Source organism: Vibrio lentus, from assembly GCF_030409755.1.
GTDB classification, from domain to species: Bacteria; Pseudomonadota; Gammaproteobacteria; order Enterobacterales; family Vibrionaceae; genus Vibrio; species Vibrio lentus.
This window is the reverse complement of sequence record NZ_JAUFQE010000001.1, coordinates 220,525-247,001: the sequence shown is the minus strand read 5'-3', so window position 1 is coordinate 247,001 and position 26,477 is coordinate 220,525. Positions and strand designations below refer to the sequence as shown.

Annotated in this window: 25 protein-coding genes; 16 read left to right on the top strand and 9 right to left on the bottom strand. The window is 44.6% G+C overall.

Annotation, left to right across the window (positions count from 1 at the left end; all coding sequences use genetic code 11):
• Positions 1-71: 71 nt before the first annotated feature.
• Positions 72-806: an SDR family NAD(P)-dependent oxidoreductase gene (locus QWZ07_RS01075; protein ID WP_102486199.1), complete on the bottom strand. Its 735-nt coding sequence runs from the start codon at positions 804-806 to the stop codon at positions 72-74.
• 1 nt (position 807) lies between these two features.
• Positions 808-2,100 (bottom strand): histidinol dehydrogenase, encoded by a 1,293-nt coding sequence (hisD, locus tag QWZ07_RS01070; protein ID WP_017111909.1) that lies wholly within the window; start codon positions 2,098-2,100, stop codon positions 808-810.
• Positions 2,101-2,424: 324 nt separating this feature from the next.
• On the opposite strand from hisD, the gene QWZ07_RS01065 reads away from it, so the two are divergent.
• From QWZ07_RS01065 to QWZ07_RS01010, 12 genes are all read left to right on the top strand, one after another.
• Entirely contained in the window at positions 2,425-3,174 is a 750-nt protein-coding gene (locus QWZ07_RS01065) for an HpcH/HpaI aldolase family protein (RefSeq protein ID WP_192852532.1), read from the top strand.
• Between the two features lie 139 nt (positions 3,175-3,313).
• Positions 3,314-4,270: a LacI family DNA-binding transcriptional regulator gene (locus tag QWZ07_RS01060; protein ID WP_192852531.1), complete on the top strand. Its 957-nt coding sequence runs from the start codon at positions 3,314-3,316 to the stop codon at positions 4,268-4,270.
• Positions 4,271-4,589: 319 nt separating this feature from the next.
• Positions 4,590-5,585: a TRAP transporter substrate-binding protein gene (locus QWZ07_RS01055; protein ID WP_065205991.1), complete on the top strand. Its 996-nt coding sequence runs from the start codon at positions 4,590-4,592 to the stop codon at positions 5,583-5,585.
• Positions 5,586-5,756: 171 nt separating this feature from the next.
• On the top strand, positions 5,757-6,320 hold the full coding sequence (locus QWZ07_RS01050; protein WP_102579643.1) for a TRAP transporter small permease: 564 nt from the start codon (positions 5,757-5,759) through the stop codon (positions 6,318-6,320).
• Entirely contained in the window at positions 6,317-7,597 is a 1,281-nt protein-coding gene (locus tag QWZ07_RS01045) for a TRAP transporter large permease (RefSeq protein ID WP_102579623.1), read from the top strand. Before QWZ07_RS01050 ends, QWZ07_RS01045 begins: the two co-directional genes overlap by 4 nt.
• A 297-nt stretch (positions 7,598-7,894) precedes the next feature.
• Complete coding sequence (locus QWZ07_RS01040) at positions 7,895-8,980, top strand: ABC transporter ATP-binding protein (protein WP_065112883.1); 1,086 nt, start codon at positions 7,895-7,897, stop codon at positions 8,978-8,980.
• Positions 8,981-9,127: 147 nt separating this feature from the next.
• Entirely contained in the window at positions 9,128-10,411 is a 1,284-nt protein-coding gene (locus QWZ07_RS01035; RefSeq protein WP_065112882.1) for an ABC transporter substrate-binding protein, read from the top strand.
• Positions 10,412-10,420: 9 nt separating this feature from the next.
• The gene (locus QWZ07_RS01030; RefSeq protein WP_065112881.1) at positions 10,421-11,278 is read left to right on the top strand and encodes a carbohydrate ABC transporter permease; all 858 of its coding nucleotides are present in this window, start codon (positions 10,421-10,423) and stop codon (positions 11,276-11,278) included.
• Positions 11,275-12,105, top strand: coding sequence for a carbohydrate ABC transporter permease (locus tag QWZ07_RS01025; RefSeq protein WP_065112880.1), 831 nt, complete (start codon positions 11,275-11,277; stop codon positions 12,103-12,105). The genes QWZ07_RS01030 and QWZ07_RS01025 overlap by 4 nt, the downstream gene beginning before the upstream one ends.
• Positions 12,106-12,118: 13 nt before the next feature.
• A complete protein-coding gene (locus QWZ07_RS01020) occupies positions 12,119-12,688 on the top strand; it encodes an ester cyclase (RefSeq protein WP_225998381.1) in 570 nt (189 codons plus the stop codon).
• A gap of 9 nt (positions 12,689-12,697) precedes the next feature.
• Entirely contained in the window at positions 12,698-13,711 is a 1,014-nt protein-coding gene (locus QWZ07_RS01015; protein ID WP_192852530.1) for an ester cyclase, read from the top strand.
• 72 nt (positions 13,712-13,783) lie between these two features.
• Complete coding sequence (locus tag QWZ07_RS01010; protein ID WP_170961309.1) at positions 13,784-14,737, top strand: nuclear transport factor 2 family protein; 954 nt, start codon at positions 13,784-13,786, stop codon at positions 14,735-14,737.
• Between the two features lie 197 nt (positions 14,738-14,934).
• On the opposite strand, the gene QWZ07_RS01005 is transcribed toward QWZ07_RS01010, so the two are convergent.
• The 4 genes from QWZ07_RS01005 to QWZ07_RS00990 all read right to left on the bottom strand — a co-directional run bounded on the left by QWZ07_RS01005 (position 14,935) and on the right by QWZ07_RS00990 (position 18,425).
• A complete protein-coding gene (locus tag QWZ07_RS01005; protein ID WP_102315037.1) occupies positions 14,935-15,483 on the bottom strand; it encodes an RNA-binding S4 domain-containing protein in 549 nt (182 codons plus the stop codon).
• A gap of 213 nt (positions 15,484-15,696) precedes the next feature.
• The gene (locus QWZ07_RS01000; RefSeq protein WP_192852529.1) at positions 15,697-16,371 is read right to left on the bottom strand and encodes a DUF1868 domain-containing protein; all 675 of its coding nucleotides are present in this window, start codon (positions 16,369-16,371) and stop codon (positions 15,697-15,699) included.
• A gap of 21 nt (positions 16,372-16,392) precedes the next feature.
• Complete coding sequence (locus QWZ07_RS00995) at positions 16,393-17,517, bottom strand: ROK family protein (protein WP_192852528.1); 1,125 nt, start codon at positions 17,515-17,517, stop codon at positions 16,393-16,395.
• Positions 17,518-17,597: 80 nt separating this feature from the next.
• A complete protein-coding gene (locus QWZ07_RS00990) occupies positions 17,598-18,425 on the bottom strand; it encodes a glycerophosphodiester phosphodiesterase (RefSeq protein WP_192852527.1) in 828 nt (275 codons plus the stop codon).
• A 240-nt stretch (positions 18,426-18,665) separates the two neighbouring features.
• On the opposite strand from QWZ07_RS00990, the gene QWZ07_RS00985 reads away from it, so the two are divergent.
• Genes QWZ07_RS00985 through QWZ07_RS00970 form a run of 4 tightly spaced genes read left to right on the top strand, consistent with a single transcriptional unit; the run spans position 18,666 to position 22,557 of the window.
• Positions 18,666-19,736 carry an ABC transporter ATP-binding protein gene (locus QWZ07_RS00985; protein WP_017111898.1) on the top strand — a complete coding sequence of 357 codons (1,071 nt, stop codon included), beginning with the start codon at positions 18,666-18,668 and terminating at the stop codon, positions 19,734-19,736.
• A complete protein-coding gene (locus QWZ07_RS00980; protein ID WP_054546998.1) occupies positions 19,733-20,602 on the top strand; it encodes an ABC transporter permease in 870 nt (289 codons plus the stop codon). The genes QWZ07_RS00985 and QWZ07_RS00980 overlap by 4 nt, the downstream gene beginning before the upstream one ends.
• Complete coding sequence (locus tag QWZ07_RS00975; RefSeq protein WP_017111896.1) at positions 20,599-21,444, top strand: ABC transporter permease; 846 nt, start codon at positions 20,599-20,601, stop codon at positions 21,442-21,444. The genes QWZ07_RS00980 and QWZ07_RS00975 overlap by 4 nt, the downstream gene beginning before the upstream one ends.
• A gap of 15 nt (positions 21,445-21,459) precedes the next feature.
• Positions 21,460-22,557 (top strand): ABC transporter substrate-binding protein, encoded by a 1,098-nt coding sequence (locus QWZ07_RS00970; RefSeq protein WP_192852526.1) that lies wholly within the window; start codon positions 21,460-21,462, stop codon positions 22,555-22,557.
• A gap of 112 nt (positions 22,558-22,669) precedes the next feature.
• Here the strand turns inward: QWZ07_RS00970 and yejF are convergent, their stop codons facing one another.
• The 3 genes from yejF to QWZ07_RS00955 are packed head-to-tail and all read right to left on the bottom strand — an operon-like array spanning position 22,670 to position 26,465.
• The gene (gene yejF / locus QWZ07_RS00965; RefSeq protein WP_192852525.1) at positions 22,670-24,313 is read right to left on the bottom strand and encodes a microcin C ABC transporter ATP-binding protein YejF; all 1,644 of its coding nucleotides are present in this window, start codon (positions 24,311-24,313) and stop codon (positions 22,670-22,672) included.
• 9 nt (positions 24,314-24,322) lie between these two features.
• Positions 24,323-25,345, bottom strand: coding sequence for an ABC transporter permease (locus QWZ07_RS00960; RefSeq protein WP_192852524.1), 1,023 nt, complete (start codon positions 25,343-25,345; stop codon positions 24,323-24,325).
• A 31-nt stretch (positions 25,346-25,376) separates the two neighbouring features.
• Positions 25,377-26,465, bottom strand: coding sequence for a microcin C ABC transporter permease YejB (locus tag QWZ07_RS00955; protein ID WP_004730359.1), 1,089 nt, complete (start codon positions 26,463-26,465; stop codon positions 25,377-25,379).
• Positions 26,466-26,477: the final 12 nt, after the last annotated feature.

The window sequence follows — 26,477 nt, the reverse complement described above, 5'->3', positions numbered from 1 at the left end:
AACCTACGCTCTAGTTATTTCCCCCCAAAGCGCTGATGTTAGGTGCATAAGCCGCGAACCGCAGCTTTACATTAATTACCTAAAGGCCTGCCACCATCGACTGCAATGGTATTGCCGGTTGAAAATGTCAGTAGTTCTGCTGCTGCATAAACGGCATTCGCAACCTCGAGATCACTCGCCAATCGTTTTAGCGGTGTTGATTGCTCTTGCGCGTTACGCCACTCATCATCGAGACCTTTGACAAATTCGGTGTCCACTAGGCCTGGAGCCACAGCAAGTACTCGAATATCAGGAGACAAGGCACGCGCTAAAGATCGCGTCATATTCTCAACTGCAGACTTACTCGCGCAGTAAGCCACGTTACTGCCCATTGCCGTTTGTGCCGCAATTGAAGTGATGTTCACCACGCAACCTTTAGCGCTACGAAGTAAAGGTTCGAATGCACGTACCATTGCGAATGGAGCTCGCACATTTACACGGAAGATTTTATCTATCAGCTCATCATTGAGTGACTCTAAATCACTGTGCGCGACAAACTTGGTCATGCCAGCACAGTTCACTAACAAGTCTAAAGAAGTTGACGACTCTTTCACTTGTTCGGCTAACGCACCAATTGCGGAACTGTCTTCAACATTCAGTTGATACATAGCGTGGCCAGAGCCTTCCAAGGTATCTAAGATCGTTTGAGCTGCGCTTTCGTTGCTGTTGTAGGTAAACACAACACGGTAGCCAGATTGCGCGAGCTTGTGACATATGGCGGCACCAATGCCGCCACTGCCGCCTGTAACTAAGGCGAGTTTCGTCATGTTATGCCTCTACCAATTTTTCTTTGTAACGACGAACACGGATATCGGCTTGCTCTTTATGACCAGCGAAACCTTCTAGTGCACATAAGCGAGAGCAGTATTCACCGACTTTCAACGACGCTGATTCCGTTACACGCTGGTAAGTACACGTTTTAATGAATTTACCGACCCAAAGACCGCCCGTGTAACGCGCTGCTTTATTCGTTGGCAAAGTGTGGTTAGTGCCGATGCATTTATCTCCGTAAGAAACATTAGTCTCACGACCTAAGAACAACGCACCGTAGTTCGTCATGTTGTCTAAGAAGTACTTAGGATCTTTTGTCATAACTTGTACGTGCTCAGAAGCAAGGTCATCGGCCACTTCAACCATCTCTTCATAGCTGTCACACAGGATAACTTGTCCGTAATTTTCCCAAGCCTTACCTGCAATTTCAGCAGTAGGAAGAATAGTCAGCTGACGCTCAACTTCTTTTACTGTCTCTTTTGCAAATGTTTCACTGTTCGTCAAAAGAACAGCTGGAGAGTTATAACCATGCTCAGCCTGACCCAATAGATCCGCTGCTGCTAATTCAGGGTCACAACCTTCTTCATCAGCAATAACCAATGTTTCTGTTGGACCAGCAAACAAATCGATACCAACACGACCGAACAGTTGGCGTTTTGCTTCTGCAACAAAAGCATTACCTGGACCAACAATCATGTCGACTGGGGCAATCGTCTCGGTACCAAGAGCCATCGCCCCAACCGCTTGAACGCCACCGAAGCAGTAAATTTCGTCTGCACCCGCCATCGCCATCGCGGCAACAATCGCTACATTTGGTTGACCATTAAAAGGAGGAGCGCAAGCAATAACGCGTTTCACACCAGCGACTTTGGCAGTAAGAACACTCATGTGTGCAGAGGCTACCAATGGGTATTTACCACCTGGGATATAACAACCAACACTGTTTACCGGAACATTTTTGTGTCCTAGTACCACACCTGGCATCGTTTCAACTTCAACATCGTGCATTGAGTCACGTTGGATCTGTGCAAAATTACGTACTTGTGTTTGTGCGAATTCAATATCGTGCTTAGTTGATTCATCCAATGCGTCCACACATGCCTGAATTTGCTCATCGGTTAAACGAAACTGCTCAGGAGACCAGTTATCAAATTTCTCTGAAAGTTCACGAACTGCACTATCACCTTTCTTTTCGATGTCAGAAAGAATGTTCTCAACCGTTTGACGTACTTGCGCGTTGTTTGATGCCGATGCTTCTTCAGTGATGCCGTGTTTTAGAATGCGAGCCATGCGTAATTCTCCTTGTGGCGTATGCCGAGTTTTTGTTAATTGCTATTAATTTCAGAGGTTATTTTTTGTTTTTGTATACTTTTGGATACGAATGCAAAATAAACATAAACATTTTTTTAACACTTGGCAAATCACTATTTAACATGAGTAAATAATTACTAAGTGCCTGTTTTAATAAATTAAAACCATAAAAACAGACTAAATCACGACATGGTATGTTTGAAAAACAATCAATTAATGCCATATTGATCACATTGTTTTTACTCTTTTTTTACAACAACACATGTTAAGTTTTGCATACCTTTGCAATGGAGATTAAAACAAATGGATAGCTTCAAAGACATTCTGAAAAACACAGACCGACTCGGAACGTTCGTCAAAACACCCCACCCACACATCATTGAGGTGCTTGCATTAGCTGAGCTGCCTTTCGTTGTTTTGGATGCTGAGCACGCACCGTTTGATCGTTCATCATTGGATAGCTGTATTCTTGCCGCTCGAGCCAATCAACTGCCCTGCATAGTTCGAGTTCAAGATAGCCAGCCATCAACCTTATTGAACGCTTTAGATTGTGGTGCGACGGGCATTCAAATCCCTCACGTGTGCAGTGCTGAACAAGCTGAGAAGTTAGTAAAGATGTCTCATTACGGTGAAGGAGGACGCGGCTATGCTGGTTCGAGTCGCGCTGCGAAATACGCAACGAAACCAATGGCTAACCACCTAAAAGACAGTAAGAACAACACAGTGGTGATCGCCCAAATTGAAGACCCAGAAGGCGTAATCAATGCCGATACCATTGCAGCTGTTGACGGTATCGATGCCCTGTTCATCGGCCAAGTAGACTTAACCGTATCTTATGGCGCTGAGAGTGTAAATGACGAATGTGTTCGAGAAGCGAGCATAAAAATAATCAAAGCAGGTCAACAAGTTAACAAACCTGTAGGTATGTTTGTTGCGAATGCTCGAGCGGCTCGCAACTGGAAAGAGCTTGGAGTCAGTTTCTTTTGTGTGGGCTCTGAACACAAAATGATCATTGATGGCTTTCGAAATGAGCAAAGCGTCATGAATTCATAAATTTTCGTTGTGATTTCAAATGTTACACGTATTGTAATTATCAAACCGAGCTCATTTAGTATCGTGTTGCGCTTGGATTTATCGCGATATAAGGAGATTCCCCATAAAAGCGAAAGTTACCTCTATTGATGTCGCCAAAATGCTCGGCGTTTCTCAATCTACCGTTTCTAGGGCATTTAGCCCAACCGCAAGTATTAGCGAAAAGAAACGTAAAATGGTTATGGATGCTGCAACCAAACTTGGTTACACGCCGAATGCCATCGCTCGTGGGCTCATTTCCAATCGCTCAGGATTAGTCGCAATCGCACTTGATAGCGAGTCGAACCCAATGTACGACTTGCAATCGCGTGCACTTGCGATGGAAATCCAAAAGCGTGGCGGTCAAGTTGTTCTTTGCCCTATCGACAAAGATGACTTAGATCTCGCCATCTCACGAGCGATTGAGTACCAAGTTGATGGTTTGATCATCGCCACCAGCCGACTGACTTCACGTGCGTTTGCACAATGTGAGAAGTTTGGCGTTCACTTGAGCCTAATTAACCGATATACCGAAGGCATCAACGCGAATAGCGCAGGCTTAGATAACCAAAAAGCAGGCATGCAAGCTGCAGACTACTTACTTGATAAAGGCTATAAACAATTAGCTTACGTGAGTGGCGATGCCGGATCGATGACCAGTGACAAGCGTTGGTTAGGCTTTGCTGAAACCGTGAAAGCACGTGAGGCAGCGTCACCTATCTTCATCAATTCCAAGTACAGTTTTGAAGCAGGATTAGAAGCGGCCAAAGAGTTGATAGAACACACGTCAAAACCTGACGCAGTCTTCTGTGCCAATGATATCCTCGCGATGGGCGTCATGGATGGCCTAAGACAATTGGGCTTTAGTATTCCTGGGGACTTTGCTGTTATGGGTGTCGATGATATTCCAATGGCATCATGGCCTAGCTATGATCTCACCACCATCGCGCAGCCAATCGGTAAAATTGTTCAAAGTGCAGTAGAAGACTTAATGCAACGTATCAATGAAAATACGGACGCGGAAGGTACATACCTATTAGAACCCGGCATCATTATCGAACGCGGTAGTACATCATAACGTTCGTAAGGGTTTAGCTGATATTGCCTAAGCCCTACCTCCTTAAATTCGATATTCTCCTCATCACTAAAGCCAAATAAATTAAAGCAAAAGCCCTAATCTCATATCGGGGCTTCTTTCTGTGATCTCGCCTAAAATTTCATCGATTCGAATTAACTTCTTTATCACTTTTACGGATTTGTTATTGACTTGTTAGCTGCGTGTTTATATTTTGGATTCGTATGCAAAATAAGGATATGAAGTGCGGAATAAAAACCCACTGACCAACATGACTCTAATGAATGCACATAAAAAGTCATGTGATGAACAAGGAAGAACAATGAAACGCGCAATCTTTACCTCGATTACTGCCCTCGGCTTAACCCTATCTAGTATGAATACGTTTGCAAGCAACGTTATTCGTCTTGCTCACGATAGCCAAGAAACATCACCAGTGCACAAGGCTATGCTGCACTTTGAAAAAGAGCTTGAAGCTCGCTCGAATGGCGAACTTGAAGTGGAGATCTACCCTGCTCGACAACTCGGCGACGTTCGTGAAACCACAGAGCTCGTACAACAAGGCAATTTACAGATGACTTTTGGGGCATCAGTACTGCTTTCACCTTACGTACCTGAATTTAACGTGCTTGATGTGTTCTACCTGTTTGAAGATGAAGCACAAGCACACAAAGCATTAGACAGTGACAAGATCGGCAAACCACTGCTCACTTCAATGGAGTCAAAAGGATTCCACGGTTTAGGCTTCATGGAAGTCGGCTTTCGTAGCATCACAAACAACAAGCAACCTATCGAAAGTATTGAAGATCTTAACAGCTTAAAGATTCGCTCAGCATCAAACCCAACCCAAATCAGTGCATGGAAATCTGTGGGCACAGCGCCTACACCACTCTCTTGGGGCGAGATATTTACTTCACTGCAACAGGGCTTAATCAATTCGCAAGAGAGTGCGGTTTACTCTATCTATGCTGAACGTTTTTACGAAGCGCAAGAGTACCTGTCGCTCACCAATCATATCTACACCAACTACGTGTTATTCATGAATAAAGAGTTCTGGGACTCTCTACCGAGTGACCAACAAGCGCTAATCAACGAAGTCAGCCAAGAAACAATTGCTAAGCAACGTGAATTGGCCGCTAAGCAAAATCAGGAAGTCATTAAAGAGCTGGAAGCCAAAGGCATGACAGTGAATGTGGTACCAACTGACGTTCGTGCTCAGATGAAAGAAAAAATGAATGCCGCTGTGTATCAAGAACTGCGCAGCAAAACGGGTGAAGAGTTGTTCGACAGCGTGATTACCGAGATAGAACATCTATAAATCACGCGCGTCTCGCATCATCTATTACCTGTCACCGACAATTAACTTTTAACGATCTGCGAATCGTTAGCTCAGGCCTTAAGGACATTCTATAAACGAATGACCTTTGGCCTGAAAGTCGTGTATTCATTGGCATCAAATGCCCTTTTCAACATCTCTCAGGAGTAACGTATGAAATGGTTTCGACTGTTCGACCGATATTTCGAACCGACACTTATCGTGTTCTCTATTTCGTTAATGACCGCTTTATTATGCTTACAAATTACATTGCGCCTATTCGATGCCTCAATTGCATGGGCAGAAGAACTCGCTCGTTATCTTTTTGTTTGGGCAATGTATTTGAGCATCAGCTACTGCATTCGCGATGACCGACATATCCGTATTCGTCTATTCATCGACAAACTACCGGGTAATTTAACCCACTACAGCCTGATCCTTTCTGACCTTATTTACCTAGCTTTCAGCTGTACGATCGCTTGGTTTGGTTTCAAGGTTATCGGCCGTAGCTTAAAGTTGGGCCAGATCGCCCCAGCAATGGAAATCCCAATTGCATGCTTATACGCTTCGGTTCTTGTGTGTGCCATGTTAAGTTCCATTCGATTGGTAGTCAGCATTAACAAGCGCATTTCAATCATTGCTTACTCACCAAAACCCGTTCGACTCACTCAACATCGTTACCGTCACTTGAAAGCAAAACATCGCACTTCTAACCGTTTGTTGGAGCTAAGCTTATGACCTCTGCTTTATTATTTGGCAGTTTCGGATTACTGCTTCTAATTGGCGTACCCGTTGGTATCGCACTCGCTGGTGCCAGCATGCTCGCGATATTGAGCCTCCCATTTTTAAACGTTGAGTTCTTAGTTCAAGGCTTGGTTACAGGGTTAGATTCCTTCCCTCTTCTTGCTGTCGTGTTATTCACGCTTGCTGGCAACTTAATGAGCCAAGGCGGAATTTCTAAACGCCTCCTTCACGTTGCAGAAGTCTTCTTTGGTCACTTCACTGGTGGTTTGGGTATTGTCGCGATCGTAGCATGTATGTTCTTCGCTTCGATTTCTGGTACAGGGTCAGCAACCGTTGCCGCCATTGGCTTAACCATGATCCCGTCTATGGTCAAAAAGGGCTACGACCGCAGTTTTGCTGGCGCACTTATTGCCTCTTCAGGTGGTATTGGGGTGATTATCCCTCCATCTGTCGTGATGATCGTATACGCAATCACCGCCGAAGTGTCCGTCACCAAAATGTTCATGGCCGGCATCGTGCCCGGGGTTGTGGTTGGTTTAGTGCTGATCGGTTACTGTTTGATCGTATCTAAAATTCGTGGCTACAAAGGCAATGATAGAAAAGCGACATGGCCAGAACGCCTCACTGCATTAAAAGAAGCGATATGGGCGATGTTATTGCCTGTCATCATTCTTGGTGGTATCTATTCGGGTATCTTCACCCCGACAGAGTCCGCTGCGATTGGTGTGTTGTATGGTTTGTTCTTCGGCATGTTCGTCTACAAAGAACTCGATTATAAAAAGGTCGTTAAGATCATTTTAGAATCTTCCTTGTTGGTTGGTGCTGTACTCGTGATTGTGGGTGCTTCGGTCACCTTTGGTCGAATCCTGACGCTTGAACGCCTACCAACGGAAATCGCACAGTTCATTCTCTCTATTACGGAAAACAAACTGCTCATCTTGCTATGTATCACTGCGCTTCTGCTCATCGTCGGTACATTCATGGAGACATTAGCGGCGATTGTTATCTTGACTCCAATCCTGCTACCTATCGTCACAGCATTAGGAATGGACCCAATTCACTTTGGTATCGTGATGATAGTGAACCTAGCCATCGGCTTTGTGACTCCGCCACTCGGAGCCAACCTCTTCATGGCGAGTCAAGTCGGCAATGTCCCCATTGAATCCTTGTCTCGAGCTATCATAGGTTGGATTGGTGCCCTACTCGTCGCTTTGATGCTCATCACCTTTATTCCGGCACTATCTCTCACCTTACCGAATATCTTGGGGTGACACAGAGCAAAGTTAACAATCTGTATAAACATAAAGTGGGCCAATCGGCTCACTTTTCATTTCCACCTATAGAATGCATACCTATCCAAATCATCCACCAACCCCTTACCCGGTCAAGCTTTGAGCAATGTCAACCGGTTATTATCTAATCAAGATGACCAAATAGTCTTAATATGACTCCTCACACAGTATTGATACGAAGATGTATTAATTGTTAATTATATGTTGCTGTTTATCTCTCTTTTGCCAAAATGGATTCGTATGCAAAAACCAATTCAAACATGGATGGAGTAAATCATGGCATCAGTTTCACTCAAGAACATTAAGAAGTACTGGGACAATTTCACCGCCATTAATGACTTGTCATTGGAAATCAAAGACAAAGAGTTTCTGGTTTTACTAGGCCCATCAGGCTGCGGTAAAACAACGACGATGCGAATGATCGCTGGTCTTGATACACCAAGCGAAGGTGAGGTTTACATTGATGGTGAATACGTCAACGACACTCATCCTAGAGATCGTGATATTGCGATGGTGTTTCAAAGCTACGGCCTATACCCGCAAAAGACCGTGTACGGAAACATAGCCTTCCCTCTTGAGATGCAACGCGTACCAAAAGACGAGCTGCATGATCGTGTTATGCGCGCAGCCAAGCGTGTTGAGCTAGAACATCTACTTGACCGAAAGCCTGCGACCCTTTCTGGTGGTCAACGTCAACGTGTTGCGTTGGCTCGCGCAATCGTTCGTGAGCCTCGTATGTTCTTGATGGACGAACCCCTATCCAACCTAGATGCGAAGCTACGCGTTTCCATGCGTGCCCTTCTTAAAAACCTACACCACGAATTTCAGCGTACGACGGTTTACGTAACTCATGACCAAATTGAGGCAATGACGCTTGCGGACCGTGTTGCGGTGCTTTACCAAGGCAAAATTCAACAATTGGACACACCAAAAGAGATCTACAACAACCCAGCAAGTTTGTTTGTAGCGAGTTTTATTGGCTCTCCGGGTATGAACTTCATTAAAGGCAGCCTGTCTGCGGGTACATTCTCGGGCGTTAGCTGTTCAGTTGAAGGATTTAACACCTCAGACAATGCAGCTGTGACATTAGGAGTGCGCCCTGAAGACGTGGCTTTGTGTCCCGTTGAAGAAAGTAATCTTTATGGCGACGTTTATTCCGTTGAGATGACCGGAGAATGCACACTGATTACCGTTCAGGTTGATGAGCATTACGTTATTTGTCGCACAGACAAGCATTGTACGGTTGGAATGGGCGATCGCGTGGGCTTTAAGTTCAACCTTGATCATACCTACCTTTTCGATACTGAATCTGAACAACGCATTTATCGCGAACAAGCAACCAGCTGTATCCAAGCAGCTTAATCACTTAGATCAGCAATACCGTCGTTGACATGCAATACCGTCGTCAACATGCAATGACAGTCGTGAACATGCAAAACCTGACCGCGTTGACACAGCCCTCACGATGGTTATGACCTACATAAATTACGTAGTAAAGGATTACCAAAGATGAAAAGAACATTATCGTTACTCGCCATATGTACTGGCGCTATCTTATCGGCACCAAGCTATGCCGCTTGTGACCTTGGCGACCTAGAAGCAGAAGGCAAAATTTCCCTGCTATCGAACAGTTACCCAGTTCTAAAACACTTCTCAGATAAGATGAAAGAGTGCGAGACATCAAAGCTAGAAATCAAAAACAAGCTGGTTGGTGGCAGTGCAGTTCAAGAGCAAGCACGAATCGTACTTTCAAGCCGTCGTGGTAATTCCCCTTACGATGTTATCCAAGTATCGGCTCAGAGCTACCACGAATTCTTACTAAAAGAACAGATCCAGCCAATCACGGATCTCGTTGAAAAATATTGGGATGAATACAACCTCGCAGACATTCCACCAAGCATATGGGATCTGGCAAGACACGACGGTGAAATCTACGCGCTGCCAATCCAGTTAAACATGCAAGAGTTCTTTTATCGCCAAGATCTATTCGACCAACATAACCTAGAAGTACCGCATACCTATCAAGAAGTCGTCACAACGGGACAAGCACTTCAAAAAGCTGGCATCGACTACCCTCTTTCTCAAGCAATGGGTAAAGGTTGGAACCTAGCGACTGAATTCACCAACATCTATTTGTCTTTAGGCGGTCAATATTTTGATGAAGACGGCAAGCCTCTATTTGATGGCGAAAAAGGCGTAGAAGCAGCAAACATTCTTAAGTCATTGCTGCCATTAATGTCTCCGAATGCTCTGTCTCTATCGAATGATTTAGTGATGGTGAACTTCCAACAAGACAAAGCCGCTATGGGTAACGTATGGGCAACGCGTGCTTCAGAGATGGACAACGATCAAGTATCTAAAGTGGTTGGTAAAGTGAACTACTCAATGGCACCAACGGCGAATAAGAACACCACCATACCGGCTACAAGTATATTCTGGGATGGGTACGTATTCCCGCATCGCCTGAATTCAGACCGCGAACTGGTGTTCAAGATCATGATGGAATCAATGAGCAAAGAAAACATGAAAGAAGGGGCTGAACTGGCTTTCTTGTCTCGTCAATCAGCAAACCAAGTAGAAGGTGAGCAATATCGTTATTTGGGTGCGCTTGCAGAGATGATTGAGCGTGGCGCGAAACCTTTCCCTAGTGAGGGTTACTACGGTTTAGCGCACACAGAGATCGGCAACAAGCTACCTGACGCATTACGAGGAAGAACTAGCATCGAAGTCGCACTGAACGAAGCAGCGGAAGGCTATTACAAAGAAGCGCGAGCACAAGGTTACATTGACTAAGGAGCAGTCATGAATTTACGTAATTTCCTCGGTTTCTCAGGCCCGTCTATCGCCTCAATGTTGCTGCTCATGGCGGCACCATTAGTGATGACTTTGTACCTGTCTTTGAACCGATTCAACTTTAAAGGCGAACTTCGCTACGTAGGTTTCGAAAACTACTTCGATATCCTTCAAGACGACGCGTTTTGGTCGGCCTTTGAGTTTACATTCATCTACACAGTCTGCGTCGTCATCAGTGTGCTGGTTCTAGGCTTTATTGTCGCCCTAGCGCTGAACAAACTCAGTCAGAAGGTCCGCGGATTCTTTATGGCTGCGACGCTTTTGCCATTCGTGGTAACCCCTGTGGTAGGTACTTTGATCTTCTCATGGTTGTTCCAAGACTTTGGTTACATCACTTACCTATTAAACCTAGTTGGAATCCAAGTGTACTGGTTCAGCGATGTGTTTGAGTCTCGCGCCTTAATCATCCTCTACGGTATTTGGCAAGTAACGCCGTTCGCTGCGATCGTGTTCTTTGCTGGCTTACAGGCGATACCACAAGACACGTTGGAATCGTCTGTTCTGGATGGCGCACATCAGTGGGATCAGATTAAACATGTTGTGATACCGGCTTTGCAGCCTCTCATTTTGTTTATTTCGATGATTTGTATCATGGATGCTTACCGCTTGTTTGACTCCGTTGCGGTAATGACGGGGGGCCTAAATGCGACAGAGACTCTTATGTACTACAACTACCGCGTTGGCATTGTGCAAGACGCTGTGGCAAAAGGCAGCGCCGTTTCAGTATTAACCATGCTAGGCATATTCGTACTACTGATCCCTTTCTTATACCTGACTTATAAAGAGCAAAAAGGAATTCGCACATGAACCCAAGTAACCTAAATATTCAAAAGATAATGGTGTATGGAATCATGGGCTTGTGGGTTCTGTTTTGCGCCTTTCCATTTTTCTGGACCATTATGACGTCCATTAAAACACCGGTTGATGCGTTTTCTAATCCACCAGTTTGGGTGTTCGAACCCACCGCAATGAACTATGCCAACTTATGGCTAGAGTTCGGATTCAGTGAATTCTTGATTAACTCCGTTATCGTTACGCTGGGTGTGGTGGTGATTTCACTGAGCATCGGTTGTTTTGCGGGTTACGCGTTAGCTCGCTACCCAGGTAAATTGGGCTTCTGGTTACTGATGCTGGCGTTGGTGTTCCGTTCACTGCCCCATACCGTGTTCTTAATTCCCTACTACGAGTTCACCCGTATGGTTGGGCTTTACGATACGCACATCGTGTTAATCCTAGTGCTGGTCGCAATTAACCAACCTTTCACTATCTGGATGATGCGTTCGTTCTTCATGAACATTCCTAAAGAGCTAGAAGAGTCGGCGATGATGGATGGGTGTAATCAATTCCAAGCCTTTGCTAAAGCGATCGTCCCTGTAATGTGGCCGGGTATTATCACGACAGGCTTGTTCACTTTCCTATTGGCTTACAACGAATTCTTAATTCCACTGACGTTAACCGCAACAAATGCAGCAACGATGCCAGTTGCGATATCGCAGTTTGGTGCCGATGACATTAAATACTGGTCTATGACCGCTGCAGGTGCAGTTTCAATCACATTACCGATCGTCGCGCTGATCATTTTCTTCCAGAAAAAGATCGTATCAGGCTTGGTTGCCGGCGCTGTTAAAGGATAAAAGGAGATTACTAATGACACACACATGTGAACACCCAACAACGCCAGATACTGCACCCATGTCACCTCGCCCTGAGCAAGGAGCGCTAACTAATAATAACGACCTGACCAAAACCGATGAAACTCTGCATGTGATCGATTCAATGGTCGATGGACTCAACGACCACGATATCGACAACATGGGACGCTTTTTTGCTGAAAGCTTCCGTTGGATGGGTAACGCAGGTTGCGGCTTCAAAGACAACCTACAGGAGTTCCAAGAAAACTGGCAGCGCCCTTTCCAAGCCGCGTTTTCAGACAAGGTTTGTATTGATGAGGCTCGCCTAACCCAAGGTGAATGGTGTGCAGCGTTTGGCCGCCAAGAGGCGATTCATTCTGGTCCATTTATGGGAATTGAAGCAACCGGTAAGAAAGTGATTATCCGCTACATGGATTTCTGGAAAGTAGTCGACGGCAAGATAGTCGACAACTATGTAATGGTCGATTTCCCTGCCGTTATGGCTCAATTAGGTGTCGATGCTTTCTCTGGTCATGGTTGGGAAAACAAAGACTCCAAAAACAACCCTCTTTACCAAGAACGTTAGAGGTGGTTGATGTCCAATTCTGACAATAAAGAGCGCATTCGTGCGCTCAATAATGTTATGTATGACTTTGAGCTCTCAGCCGTTGAAAGCGAACTGGATGAGTTAATCAGTGATACAGCAACGCTCCAATATGGCTATCCATTCGAACAACTTGCCAATAAACAATCGCTGATATCTGATCTTTATCAACCCTTGCTGCACGCGATACCTGATCTAGAAAAGCGCACCTACATATCCATGGGTGGCGAGGCAAACGGGCAACAATGGGTAGGTTGTGCTGGCTATTACACGGGTCGCTTTCTGGAACCTTGGCTTGATATCCCGCCAACCGGACATCAAGTCTCTATGCGCTTTCATGAGTTCTATCGATTTGAATCCGGCAAGGTAGTCGAAGTTCAAGCACTCTGGGATATTCCTGAACTAATGATGCAGGCAAATGCGTGGCCGATGACACCAAGCCTTGGTAGAGAATGGCACCCACCGGCTCCTGCAACATTGGACGGCATCGTAGGACGAACAAATGCAACACAGGCTGATACAAGCTTAACCATAGTGGCAGAAATGCTGAACGGTTTATCAAAGCACGCTCAAGGCGGTGTGGAAGCCATGAACCTCGACGCTTTCTGGCACCCTAAAATGAGTTGGTACGGACCTTCTGGTATCGGAACCGGTCGGGGAATCTCTGGGTTTAGAAATTGGCATCAAATACCATTTTTAAATGCCCTGCCCGATCGCCGAACCAAAGAAGGTAATGGATACTTGTTTGCTGACAACAACTACGTTGCCTTTACCGCGTGGCCAGGAATGGAGATGACAGTATCAGGCAGTGGTTGGCTTGGTATCGCGCCATCCAATCAAAACATCACGATGCGAAGCCTCGACTTCTGGCGAGTTGAAGGGGACAAAATTCGAGAAAACTGGGTGTTGGTCGATCTGCTCGACGTCTACCACCAGCTCGGCGTGGATGTTTTTGCGAGAATGAAAGAAATCAACAAAGCGCGCTATCGTCAGTTTGAGCGTTAAACACATAATTAAACGAGTGAGTCAGGCTTTAGCTTAGGCTCGCCACGAGAAAGTAACATCAAGGATAGAACAATGACTATGACTGGATTTGCCCCAAAGTGGCAAAATTTCCCCGATTACATATTAGGCATTACCAAAGAGATCTGGGAAGATCGTGGCTTACACACCCTACATGACTATTACTCTGAAGATATCGTAGTAAGAACCCCTCAAGGCATCGCTGTCGGCAACAAAGACGTGATAAACGCGACTTTGGCAGTGCTTGCTCAATATCCAGACCGAACCCTGTTTGGCGAAGATGTGATTTGGAGCGGTTCGCCAGAACAAGGCATGCTGTCGTCACACCGTATTATTTCGACAGCAACCGACAAAGAAACCGGCACCAAGCTTAAATTTAGAATCATTGCGGACTGTCACGCCATTAATAACCAAATCAACGATGAATGGCTCATCCGAGATCAAGGTTCAATCGCAAGACAACTCGGTTATACACCAAAGGCTTACACGCAACATTTGATCGACCAAAGCGGTGGAATCGACAAGTGCCAACCGGTATTCACCCCTGCATGCGACCAACAAGGTCCGTACTTAGGTGTTGGTAATGACAACCAATGGGGGCGCAAGTACGAAGAAATCTTACGCGCCATAATGAACGCTCAGCTGAGTGTGATTCCCCAAGAATACGATCGTGCTTGTATTGGAGAATATGCAGGCGGCCAATCTGCCCTGTCACATTCTGAGATCGACCACTTTTGGGTTCAATTACGTTCTTCTTTCCCAAATGCAGAGTTTAAGATTCACCACCGTATTGGTCTTGAAGACGACATGATGTCTCCACGTGCAGCCATCCGATGGTCGCTGCAAGGTAAACACGAAGGTTATGGTGCGTTTGGTCAGCCGACTGGAGCCGAGGTTTACATCATGGGAGCGTGTCATGCAGAGTTCGGCCCTTGGGGGCTGCGCCGTGAATATGTGCTTTACGACGAACTGGCTATTTGGAAACAAATTATCCAACACACTGGGTAGAATGGAATAACAACGCTTTTGGTAAGATAACGGCTTAACTATAACGCTTGCCCCATAAGTCTCAGCGACAAAAAAGGCTCACTAGATAGTGAGCCTTTTGATATCTGCTTAACGTAAAACCGAGGTTTAACGTTGCTTGGTTTTCAAATGAATAGTTCTAAGCGAATAGTCTTAGAGCAGCAGTTTAGCGCTGTAGTTTAGAAAAACTCGATAGAGTTACGGCCGCTTTTGTCGTCACGTTGTGGCTTAGGCGTATCCGCTTTCTTTTTCGGTTTGTTTTCTTTCTTCTTCTCTTTTTTCTCTTTCTTCGGTTCAGCCGTTGCGCTTAGCATTTCTGCTTTGCTTTTCTTAGATTCTTTCTTCTTAGAATCCTTTTTAGACTGACCTTTCTTCGCCTTGTTATCTTTTTTAGGCGCTTCTTTCTTTTTCGGCTTGTCTGATTCTTCTTGTACTGGCTGATCGCACACCACTACATAGTACTCTTGGTTGAATTCAAAGAAGTCGCCATCGTACATTTTACGACGCTTACGCGTTTCCAGCTCACCATTTACCGCTACGTAGCCTTCAGAGATGATGTGTTTAGCTTCACCGCCACCACTCACTAAGTTAGCAATTTTAAACACTTTGTAGAGTTCGATTGGCTGTGATGAAACATCAATACCAATTGCTTCAATCTCAATCTCTTCGCCTTCTTCGCCAAGCTCTTGGCCTTCGTAATCAGCGTCTTCGTAATGTTCTTGGTCCATGGTGACCTCTACCTAAGTATGTACTTCTGAAATATTGGGCGCAGTGTAATCTTAAAACAAGTAAATGACCATGCCCGATTAATGTATACAGTCTTATATTGTAAGTGCTTTCAGCCCACCAATTACACTCAAAAACAAAAAAGCTCATGTGCAGTATTAACGGCGCATGAGCTCGAATCAGATAAAGATCTTAGTGATTATTTATACCTAAAACTACGATAGTTTGATAACAGGAGTAAATTTGAACATGTCTTGGAAAGTACAAAACTCTACAGGACCATGAATCAAAGAGCCAAACGATTGAGCTAGACGCTCACCAACGCGCTTCGCTGTCTGCTGTAGTTCAATCTTATCTTGCTCTTCCAACTCTATCACGCGGTAGCTCAACGTTATATGGAAGTGATAGTCATCGAAATCAGGCATATTGATACCGGTGGCGGCTTTTAGCGCTTCACGACACTGCTTAAGAGCTTGAGTAGACTGCTCGTTCGCGGGTTTAATACGAATCGCAGTACCGCCAATCGGGCAGTTGTAAACGTAGTCATACATCATTTCAAAACCGCCTTGCGCACCGACTTGGCTTGCTTCAGTCGCGAACAAGTCGGTTGTTTCCGAAAGATCAGCAGCTAGGTCTAGTTTCGATGTCCACTTATGCGCTTCGCGAATTTGATCGCAAACCCCTTCAAATACCGTCATGTGCATACTTGAAATAGGCAAGAAAGAAAATTTGTCACCACAATTCATCGATTTAAGTTGGTCTTGCGCCCAACGTAATTCGTCAATCAAAGGCAACGATTGATCAAGGTGACAAATAAAAGTATTGCCAGGGAATGTTCTTACGCTTCCATCTTCATGGAACTTCACACCCACACTTGGTGCATATTTCATAACAATTATCCGATGTTTTTATTAAATACCTAGCGTGCGAAATACTGGGAACATGCATGCCCCATAAGTATTTAGCGACGATCCAATTTTTGAAGGAGAGAATTGAGCCATTGCATATGAGCGTTCAGCTTCTTCCCAAACCTTATCTAATGCGACTTCATCAATAATGGCTTGGCTGATATGTTGAGGGCAAGAACCACCAATCACTATACAATCTGGGTCGAACCAACCTAAAGTGACAACTAACATGGGCTTAAGCTGTGCTGCGGCAAAACGCACCCATTTTGATACCACAGGGTTATCTAACCCCGGAATATCTTCAGGGCCATCCACTTCCAGTCCTGATGCCGCCAGTTGATCCAATAAGCCACGAATAGTAGGCTTATTTTCTTCGCCAAGCAGGTTGAAGTATGTGCCGATTTCACCCGCATTATGCCGACTGCCTCGGTAAAGTTTGCGGTTGATGATCGCACCGCCCCCCACACCATGACCTAACTCAAACAGCACCATGTTTTTTACTTCTGGCCACTGACCAGAATAAAACTCACCTACAACAGCAACATTACAGTCATTATCGATCCAGACTGGCCATTCAAATACGTCACCAAAGATGCTTGCTAAATCGACCCCTCGCCAATGTCCCATCTGAATAATAGTACGAATCGACTTACCATCACCTTCAGAAGGCCCAGGCATAGAAACACCAATCCCCAATATGCGTGCATTTTGGATTTTATGTTTATCAACCAATACGTCTATTTGAGCCTTAATGTTCTTAAGTACATCTATAATTGGCGCATCTTCGGCGTAATCGATGGTTTCAGTATCAATCACTTCACCGCAGAAGTTTGCCAAAGCGACTTCAATTCGGTGAATATGGAAAGCGATACCAAATGAAAATGCTGCGTATGGGTTCAACTGCAACGGAATGATGGGCTGGCCACGACCGACTTTTTCTCTTGGTCCTTCTTTAATCATGTTCATTGCCAGTAACTCTTTAGAAATACTGGTCACAGAGCCACTACGCAAACCTGTTTTTTCAACAATTTTTGCGCGCGGTACCGAGCTATGCTGTCGACAAACCGCCAGTAATTTCTTCTGTCCTGGAGTCAATTCTAGTTGTAATGGTTTTACCGGAGTTAACATGTTCAGTTGTTCTCTATTTATGGTTCAATCAATTTATTAGGCGGTGTCGCATGATGGGTTCATCAATAACAAAGTCGGATTTAAATCGCTTCCATACCGGCTTCATGTACTAGCTCTTTCAACATATCAATATCGTCGTGGCTAATCATATCAATGAGGCCTTCGCTCAACCATTGAATAATTTCACTATGTACGTCGTAGCCATAATATTGATTAAACCATTGAGTTGGTTTCATATTTTTGTCTTTGTTTGGCAAATACAGACGTGTGGTTAAACCTGAGCTTTTATAACCTTCGAGTACACTTCGCGTTGTATAAGGGTATTCCACACACACAGCAGAAGCATTCGATTCCAATACGGCATTTAATTGATTTTGGTAGCGAGCAAGCGTCACCACTTGTAGCTGAATACTTGGTACACACTCTTTCACAAGGTTAACTAACGTATGATCAAATCCCAACAATTGGATGTGATCTAGTGCATTCGGAGTTTGTTCAATTAATACCGTAAGCTTTTCTGCAAAGCGATGGTGATTGCGCCTTTGTTTCGCTTCAACAATCAGCCCAACACCATGTTCAATTGCCCACTCAAGTACTTCACTAAACTTAGGAATTGAAGTCTTTTCAAATGATGAATGGAACCAACCACCGAAATCCAACGCTTCTAATTCTGCTAACGTCATTTGCTCAACATAACCGCTCCCATCAGAAGTACGGTTAACGCTTGGATCATGAATCACCACCAGCTCTTCATCGGCTGTCATCGCGATATCAATTTCAATACAGCTGGTATTTCTCTCAACAGCGCTAATAAAAGCAGGCATGGTATTTTCAGGGCAATGAATGCAATCGCCTCGATGGCTATTTACTAGAACCTGTCCTTTTTTTGCCACATCAAAACTGAACATAAAACACCATCAATTAAACTACCCAAAAAAGTTTAATCTAGAATAGCGAAATATTACGCTTACTGTCAATGAAGAAGCGCCCACAAAACCCGAAAATAAAAAACCCTTTAAAACAATTACTTATTAAACTTTCCGTGATCGATGAATGATTTTTACGCGAAAAAACTCGATCGATAATAAAACTGAAATAAACTACAAATAATCTATCTGGAAATTTAAACTTTTTAAAAAAGGTTAATCATGGCAATTTTGGAACTTCGTTCTGTCACGAAAACTTATGGTGATTTTTACGCATCAAAAGAGATCTCATTCTCTGTAGAACAAGGCGAGTTTGTCACGCTACTTGGCCCAAGTGGTTGTGGTAAAACAACATTGCTGAAAATGATTGGAGGATTTCAAACACCAACATCCGGTGAAATTTTGATGAACGACCGCGTTGTTAATCAAATCCCTCCAGAGAAACGTGAAACAGCAATGTGTTTTCAATCTTATGCTTTGTTCCCACATTTAAGTGTTTCTCACAATATCTGCTTCGGTATGGTTCAGCAGAAGATCGACAAGAACGAGCAAAAACGCCGCTTAGCTGAGATTTTATCTCAGGTTGGTTTGGTTGAGCACAAAGACAAATTGCCAGCACAGTTATCAGGAGGTCAACAACAGCGTGTCGCATTGGCTCGTGCCATGGTAACTCGCCCTGACATCATTCTTTTTGATGAACCTTTATCTAACCTTGATGCAAAAATGCGTGAAGGTGTACGTTTCGAAATTAAAGAACTGCAACGCCAACACAGCCTAACATCTATCTATGTCACACACGATCAAGCTGAAGCGCTAGCGATGAGTGACCGGATTGTAGTGCTTAATGGTGGCAACATAGAACAAATAGGTACACCTGAAGATATCTATTACCGCCCAGCTAACCGCTTTGTTGCCGACTTCATCGGTGCTGCAAATATCCACCAAGCCTATGTAGAACAAACTTCGGAAGACAACCAATACCGCGTGAGTTGTAACATGGGTGAATTTGTCGTTGAATCATCAGAAAAACCACAAGCCAATGAAGTTTTTGTTTGCTGGCGCCCTGAAGATGCAGGAATTTGTAAAAAGGGTGAAGCCAACAGCTTTGACGTTACTGTTGAATCGTCAGCTTTCCAAGGAAATAATTTAGATGTATTTGGTTTTGTTGGAACAGATACAAAGCAAAGAATTCGCCTTCAACTAGGCGGAAGAGTATCAGCAGAACCAGGTGAAATCATTCATGTAAAACTGCCTGAATTTGGCATGCGCTTCTTAGAGGGAGTGAATGGATGAACATAAAGCCCTATTTACTGCTCATTCCCGGGGTCGGCACTATCGCCTTACTCATGGGAAGTGCATTGTACGTAGTAATCGCGCAGAGCTTTGGACTCTTTAGTGTCATGGGAGAAACCAACGGGACACTAGAATACTGGCAAACAACTGTTAGCGACCCAATTTTATGGCGCTCAGTGGCTTACTCACTAAGAACTTCAGTGCTCGGTACATTAGGTGCAGTGATGCTTGCCTACCCTATTGCGCTTTGGCTACACAAACCAATGCCTGGTAAGCCTGCCATTATTGGTGTACTTCGTGCCCCTATGTTTGTTCCAGGATTGGTCGCGGCGTTTCTACTTATGAACGTGATTGCTTACCACGGTATTTTCAACGAGTCATTACTAGCTCTCGGCATTATTGATAAGCCGATGCGTCTATCCAACGACAAGTTCGGTTGGAGTATTGTGGTGCTGCAGGTTTGGAAAAACTTACCCTTTGCCCTAATCCTGATCAGCGGCTCAATTGCCAGTATCCGTGGCGATCTTATGGATGCAGCTCTAGACCTTGGCGCAACTCGCTGGGCAAGATTCTGTCAGGTGATTTTTCCGTTAACAATTCCAGCACTACAAGCTGCATCTATTCTGATTTTCATTGGCGCACTTGGTGATTTCTCCTTTGCTTCCGTAGCTGGTTCACGTAGTAGCTACTCACTGGCTATGTTAATGAACATTACTGCAACCCAATACTACGAATGGGAAAACTCCGCAGTCATTGCCATGGTGATAATGATACTTGCCGGTTTGTCTGCCGTTGTCCTGACTTTACTTACTCAACCATTTGCTACACGTAAAAGCGTTGTTGTGGATATGGAGAAAGCATCATGAGTCGCCTGCGCAACTTAACGAACACCCAATGGGTCATGTTGATCTCGATTAGCTTCTTTGTGCTAGTGAATTTACTTTGGCTCGGTGTGCCATTTGCTATGGCTATCATTTGGTCTCTAGTAGATCCAAACCACCCATGGAGCTACCCAGACCTACTTCCGCAAGTTTTATCGTTTGGACGTTGGATAGAAGTATGGGAGACCACCTCTCTACCAGAAGCCCTACGTAACAGTTACTCTGTTGCTCCTGCCGTTGCTATCTTAACCATAACTCTAGCGATGCCGACCGCGTACGCATTTGGACGTATGGAGTTTCGCGGTAAAAAGTTGGCCGAGATGGTGTCACTACTACCTATGGTTATGCCTTCTATGATTTTGGCGGTCTTTTTTAGTGCGATGCTCCTTGAGCTGGGTCTAACCGATCCATACGTAAACATTGTCATTGCGCATACAGTACTGGCTCTGCCTTACGCAATTCGTATTTTGTCAGCAGGCTTTAAAGCCATTCCGCAAGATTTGATTGATGCCTGTTCAGACATGGGAGCTGGTAAAATTGGTACTTTCAAACACGCATTCTTGCCGATGCTAAAACCAAGCTTACTTGCATCATCAATCTTCTGCTTGGTAATCAGTATTGAGGAGTTCAACATGTCTTACGTACTGGGTGCCCCTGACTTTATTACCGTTCCAACAATCTTATATTCGTTTTTGGGTTACTCATTTATCAGACCTGATGCTGCCGTTGTATCACTGATTCTAGTCATTCCAAATGTACTACTAATGTTACTAATTGAACGTTTATTGAAAGGAAATTACTTGTCTCAATCGACGGGTAAAGCTTAATTTCGTGAGGATACAATGAAAAAAACTCTACTAGCAGCACTACTTAGCACCACAGCATTTTCTAGTTTTGCATACGATGTGAATACAATGACGTGGAATGAAATTGAATCTAAGGCAAAAGAAGAAGGCTCGGTGACTTTCTCTGTATGGTACCTACAACCAGGTTGGAGAAAGTTCGTCAAAAGCTTTGAAGAAGAGACTGGCATTAAAGTTCGTATCCCAGAAGGTACTCACGATGGTAACCGTAACAAGCTTCAAGCTGAAAGCCGTCGTGATAAAGGCTCAATGGATGTCGTGGCACTTGGCCCAACAGCGTTGAACACATTCAAACTAGAAAACACTCTGTTAAGCTTAAATAAGCTTCCAGAAATTCAAAAGCTGAACCAGTCGGCAGAAGGGATTAACTCTAAAGGCTATGGCGTCACGTTCTGGGGTAACCAAACCGGTCTAGCTTACGATCCTAGCCGTATCAAAGAGTCTGATTTACCACAGACCTTTGAAGAGATGGAAAGCTACATCAAAAGCAACCCAATGGCATTTGGTGTCAACGATCCAAACGGTGGTGGTGCAGGTCAGCGCTTTATCGAATCCAGCATCCGTCACGTATCGGGTGATTTTGACATGACGAACAAACTAGATAAAAAAGTCGTGAAATCTTGGGCTCAAACTTGGGATTGGTTTGAAGCTAACGAAGAAGACATGCTTATCACAGCATCCAACGCAGATAGCCTAACTCGTATTAATGACGGCGAAATTACATTAGCACCGGCATGGGAAGACCACTTAGCTGGTTTACAAAAACGAGGCGCAATCACAGATCGCCTTAAGTTCTATATCCCTGAATTTGGCATGTCTGGCGGTGGTAACTTTGTCACTGTAGCGAAAAACAGCCAGCATCAAGCCGCATCACTCGTCTTTATCAATTGGTTGACGTCAGCAGACACACAAACAGCATTGAACGCGGAGTTTGGCACTGCGCCACAACACCCAGATGCAGACTCTTCTAAGGCGCTGATCTCACAAGATATGCGCAACAACTCAACCGAACCGTTTAACTCTGAGTACAGTGCTTATCTGAAGAAGCAATTCACTCGTAATGTACTAATGCGTTAAATTTAGATATTTCGATGCAATGGCTTAGCCTTTACCAGTAATTAAAACTAAAAAAGAACGATACGCTAAGTATCGTTCTTTTTTATTACGTATTGTACAAACATGAATAAAGTCAGTTTATGTTAGATAGCGAAACTAACTGCTGCGTATATTCATGCTTGGGGTCACTAAACAGTATCTCTGTATCCCCTTTCTCAATCACCTCCCCTGCTTTCATCACAATGGTGTAGTGACACAAGGATTTCACGACATTCAGATCATGGCTGATAAAGAGATAAGTTAGACCATACTTTTCTTGAAGTGATTTCAACAGATCCAGCACCTGCGCTTGAACCGTTCTGTCGAGTGACGAGGTCGGTTCATCGAGCAAAATAAACTCTGGCTTAAGGATCAGAGCACGAGCAATCGCAATACGCTGCCTTTGGCCTCCAGAAAACTCATTCGGGTAACGATGGCGAGTCTCAGGATCGAGGTCAACCTCTCTCATTACGTCACAGATGCGTTGGTCGAGTTCGTGCTCATCCAATTGTTGATGCACTAACAAACCTTCGCCAATCACCTGAGCGACCGACATTCGAGGGTTCAATGCCGAGAATGGGTCTTGAAAAACCACTTGCATACGGCTTCGAAACGGTAGCATCTGTTGGCGGTTTAAGCCTTGAATTTGTTCATCTGCGTAAGTTATTGAACCTTCACTCTCCACCAACTTCAATATCGCCATACCGGTTGTTGATTTGCCAGAGCCACTCTCTCCAACTAAACCGATTGAGTGCCCCTTTTTCAAGCTGAACTCCATGTCGGTGACCGCTTTAACATACGAAATCGTGCGCTTGAATAGACCGCCAGTAATCGGAAACCAAACACGCAGTTGGTCGACGTTGAGCAGGGGTTTACTTTCCGGAGATACAGGAACAGGCAAACCTTTTGGATCAGAATTGATGAGCTTTTGAGTGTAAGGATGAGATGGTGCATTAAAGAGTGTTTTACAGTCATTGCTTTCAACTAAGCGGCCGTCTTTCATTACCGCCACTCTGTCGGCAATTTTACGAACGATACTCAAATCATGGGTAATGAAAAGCATCGCCATACCCAGCTCTTGTTGTAGGTCTTTCAACAAATCCAAAATCTGCGCTTGTACCGATACATCCAATGCTGTTGTCGGCTCATCAGCAATAAGTAGCTCTGGCTCATTGATCAGCGCCATCGCGATCATCACGCGTTGGCGCTCTCCACCAGACAACTCATGCGGGTAAGCTGAAATCTTTTGCTCTGGGTAGCGAATGCCAACCTTGGATAACCATTCTATCGCCAAGGTTTGAGCTTTATTGGTTCGCATTCCTCGGTGAATAGAAAGAGTTTCAACCAGCTGCTTACCGACTCGATGAAGCGGATTAAGCGAAACCATAGGCTCTTGGAAGATCATGCCGATGCGGCCACCACGAATCCCGCGCAATTGTCTTTCAGAACAACTCAGAATATCGGTGCCAGAGAAGTTAATCTTACCGTTTAAGTAGTGCGACGAACCTTTAGGTAACAACTTTAAAATCGAGTTAGCCGTGACCGATTTACCGGAGCCACTCTCACCCACCAGCGCGAGTGTCTCACCTTTGTATATCTCCAACGAAACGTCTTGCGTCACTTGTTCTATCGAGTCTTTACGCCCGAAACCGACAGACAATTCATCTATGGTCAGAACTGGAGATACATTAGAAGCCTCTGCTGTTGACCCTGAAGTAGGAGCTGTATTTGAAGTCATAACTTATCCTTACTTCTGTTTATGTGGGTCGAAGGCATCACGCACCGCTTCACCAACGAAGACAAGTAACGTAAGCATCAGTGAAAGTACGACGAAAGCAGAGATACCGAGCCAAGGCGCTTGTAAGTTCGCTTTACCTTGCGCCAATAGCTCACCTAATGATGGCGAGCCCGCTGGAAGACCAAAGCCCAAGAAATCTAATGAGGTCAATGTGGTGACTGAGCCTGAAAGGATAAATGGCATCATGGTTAACGAAGCCACCATCGCGTTGGGTAGCATGTGACGAAGCATAATGCGTTTGTCGTCAACGCCCATCGCTTGCGCGGCTCTTACGTAATCAAAGTTTCGACAGCGTAGGAATTCAGCTCGCACGATGCCAACTAAACTCATCCAACTGAAGAGCACCATAATTCCTAGCAACCACCAGAAGTTTGGTTCGATAAAACTGGAAAGAATGATCAGCAAGAACAGAGTCGGCATACCAGACCAGACTTCAATAAATCGTTGGCCAAACAAGTCGACCCAACCACCGTAGTAACCTTGTGTCGCTCCGACTACGACGCCGACCACGCTCGATACAAGCGTCAAAATAAAACCAAACAGAACGGAGATACGGAAACCATAAATGATACGAGCCAATACATCTCGCCCTTTATCATCGGTTCCGAGCCAGTTCACTGAATCAGGCTCCGAAGGTACAGCGCCTGAAATATCAAAGTTTATTGTGTCGTAACTAAACGGAATGATTGGCCACACGATGTAACCGCTGTCTTCAATGAGTTCGATAACATAAGGGTCTTTGTAATCCGCTTCGGTTTCAAACTCGCCACCAAATTCTGTTTCGGCATACTCATTAATGACAGGCACAAACCACTGATTATCATAAGAAACCAATAATGGCTTATCGTTGGCAATGATCTCAGCAAACAGGCTCAATCCAAACAAGATGGTAAATATCCAAAGGGAGATAAAACCACGCTTGTTTGCTTTAAAACGTAACCAACGAGCTTCAGCTAAAGGGTTGTTAAACATTTATTATCAATACCTTGTTATTCGTTCGCTATTAACGCGCTTCAAAATCAATTCGAGGATCAACCCAGGTATAAGTCAGGTCGGAGATAATGCTCAGCACCAAGCCAAGCAAGGTCATGATATAGAGAGAGCTGAACACCACGGGATAATCTCGTTGAATGGTCGATTCAAAGCCAAGCAAGCCGATGCCTTCGAGTGAAAACATCACTTCAATCAACATAGAACCCGTGAAGAAAATACTAATAAACGCGCTTGGGAAACCGGCAATAATGATCAACATAGCGTTACGGAAAACATGCTTGTAGAGAATACTGCTCTCGTCCAAGCCTTTCGCTCGTGCCGTCACCACATATTGCTTATTGATTTCATCAAGGAAGGAGTTTTTGGTCAGCATGCTAAGTGTGGCGAAACCACCGATAACCATCGCAAAAATAGGCAACGCTAAATGCCAGAAATAATCGCCTATTTGCTGATACCAATTGAGCTGGTCGAAGTTACTCGACACTAGCCCGCGCAATGGGAACCAACTGAAGTAGTTACCACTCGCGAACAAAATAATCAGGATGATCGCAAATAAAAAGCCCGGAACGGCGTAGCCGACAATCACGACCGCACTCGACCAAATATCGAAGCGAGAACCGTGATGTATCGCCTTCATGATGCCTAAAGGTATCGAAATCACATAGATGATTAACGTACTCCACAACCCTAAAGAAATGGAGACGGGCAGCCGCTCGATGATTAAATCAATCACGTTACCGCCCTTAAACAGGCTTTCACCAAAGTTAAAGGTCGCGTAATTTTTCAACATATCGAAGTAGCGAACATGAATCGGCTTATCAAAGCCAAACTGCTTTTTGATCTCTTCAACCACTTCAGGATCAAGTCCGCGAGAGCCTTTATAGCCACTGGCAGAAGCTTGGTCACTTTCGCTTAAATCAACTTCTTGTCCACCACCAGAAAAGCGCTCCATGATTCCAGAGTTATGCCCTTCTAACTGAGCAACGGCTTGTTCTACCGGACCTCCTGGGGCAATCTGGATTATGAAAAAGTTGATGGTGATGATCGCCCACAACGTAGGGATCACCAACAATAAACGCCGAAATATATACGCGGCCATGCTAACTAACTC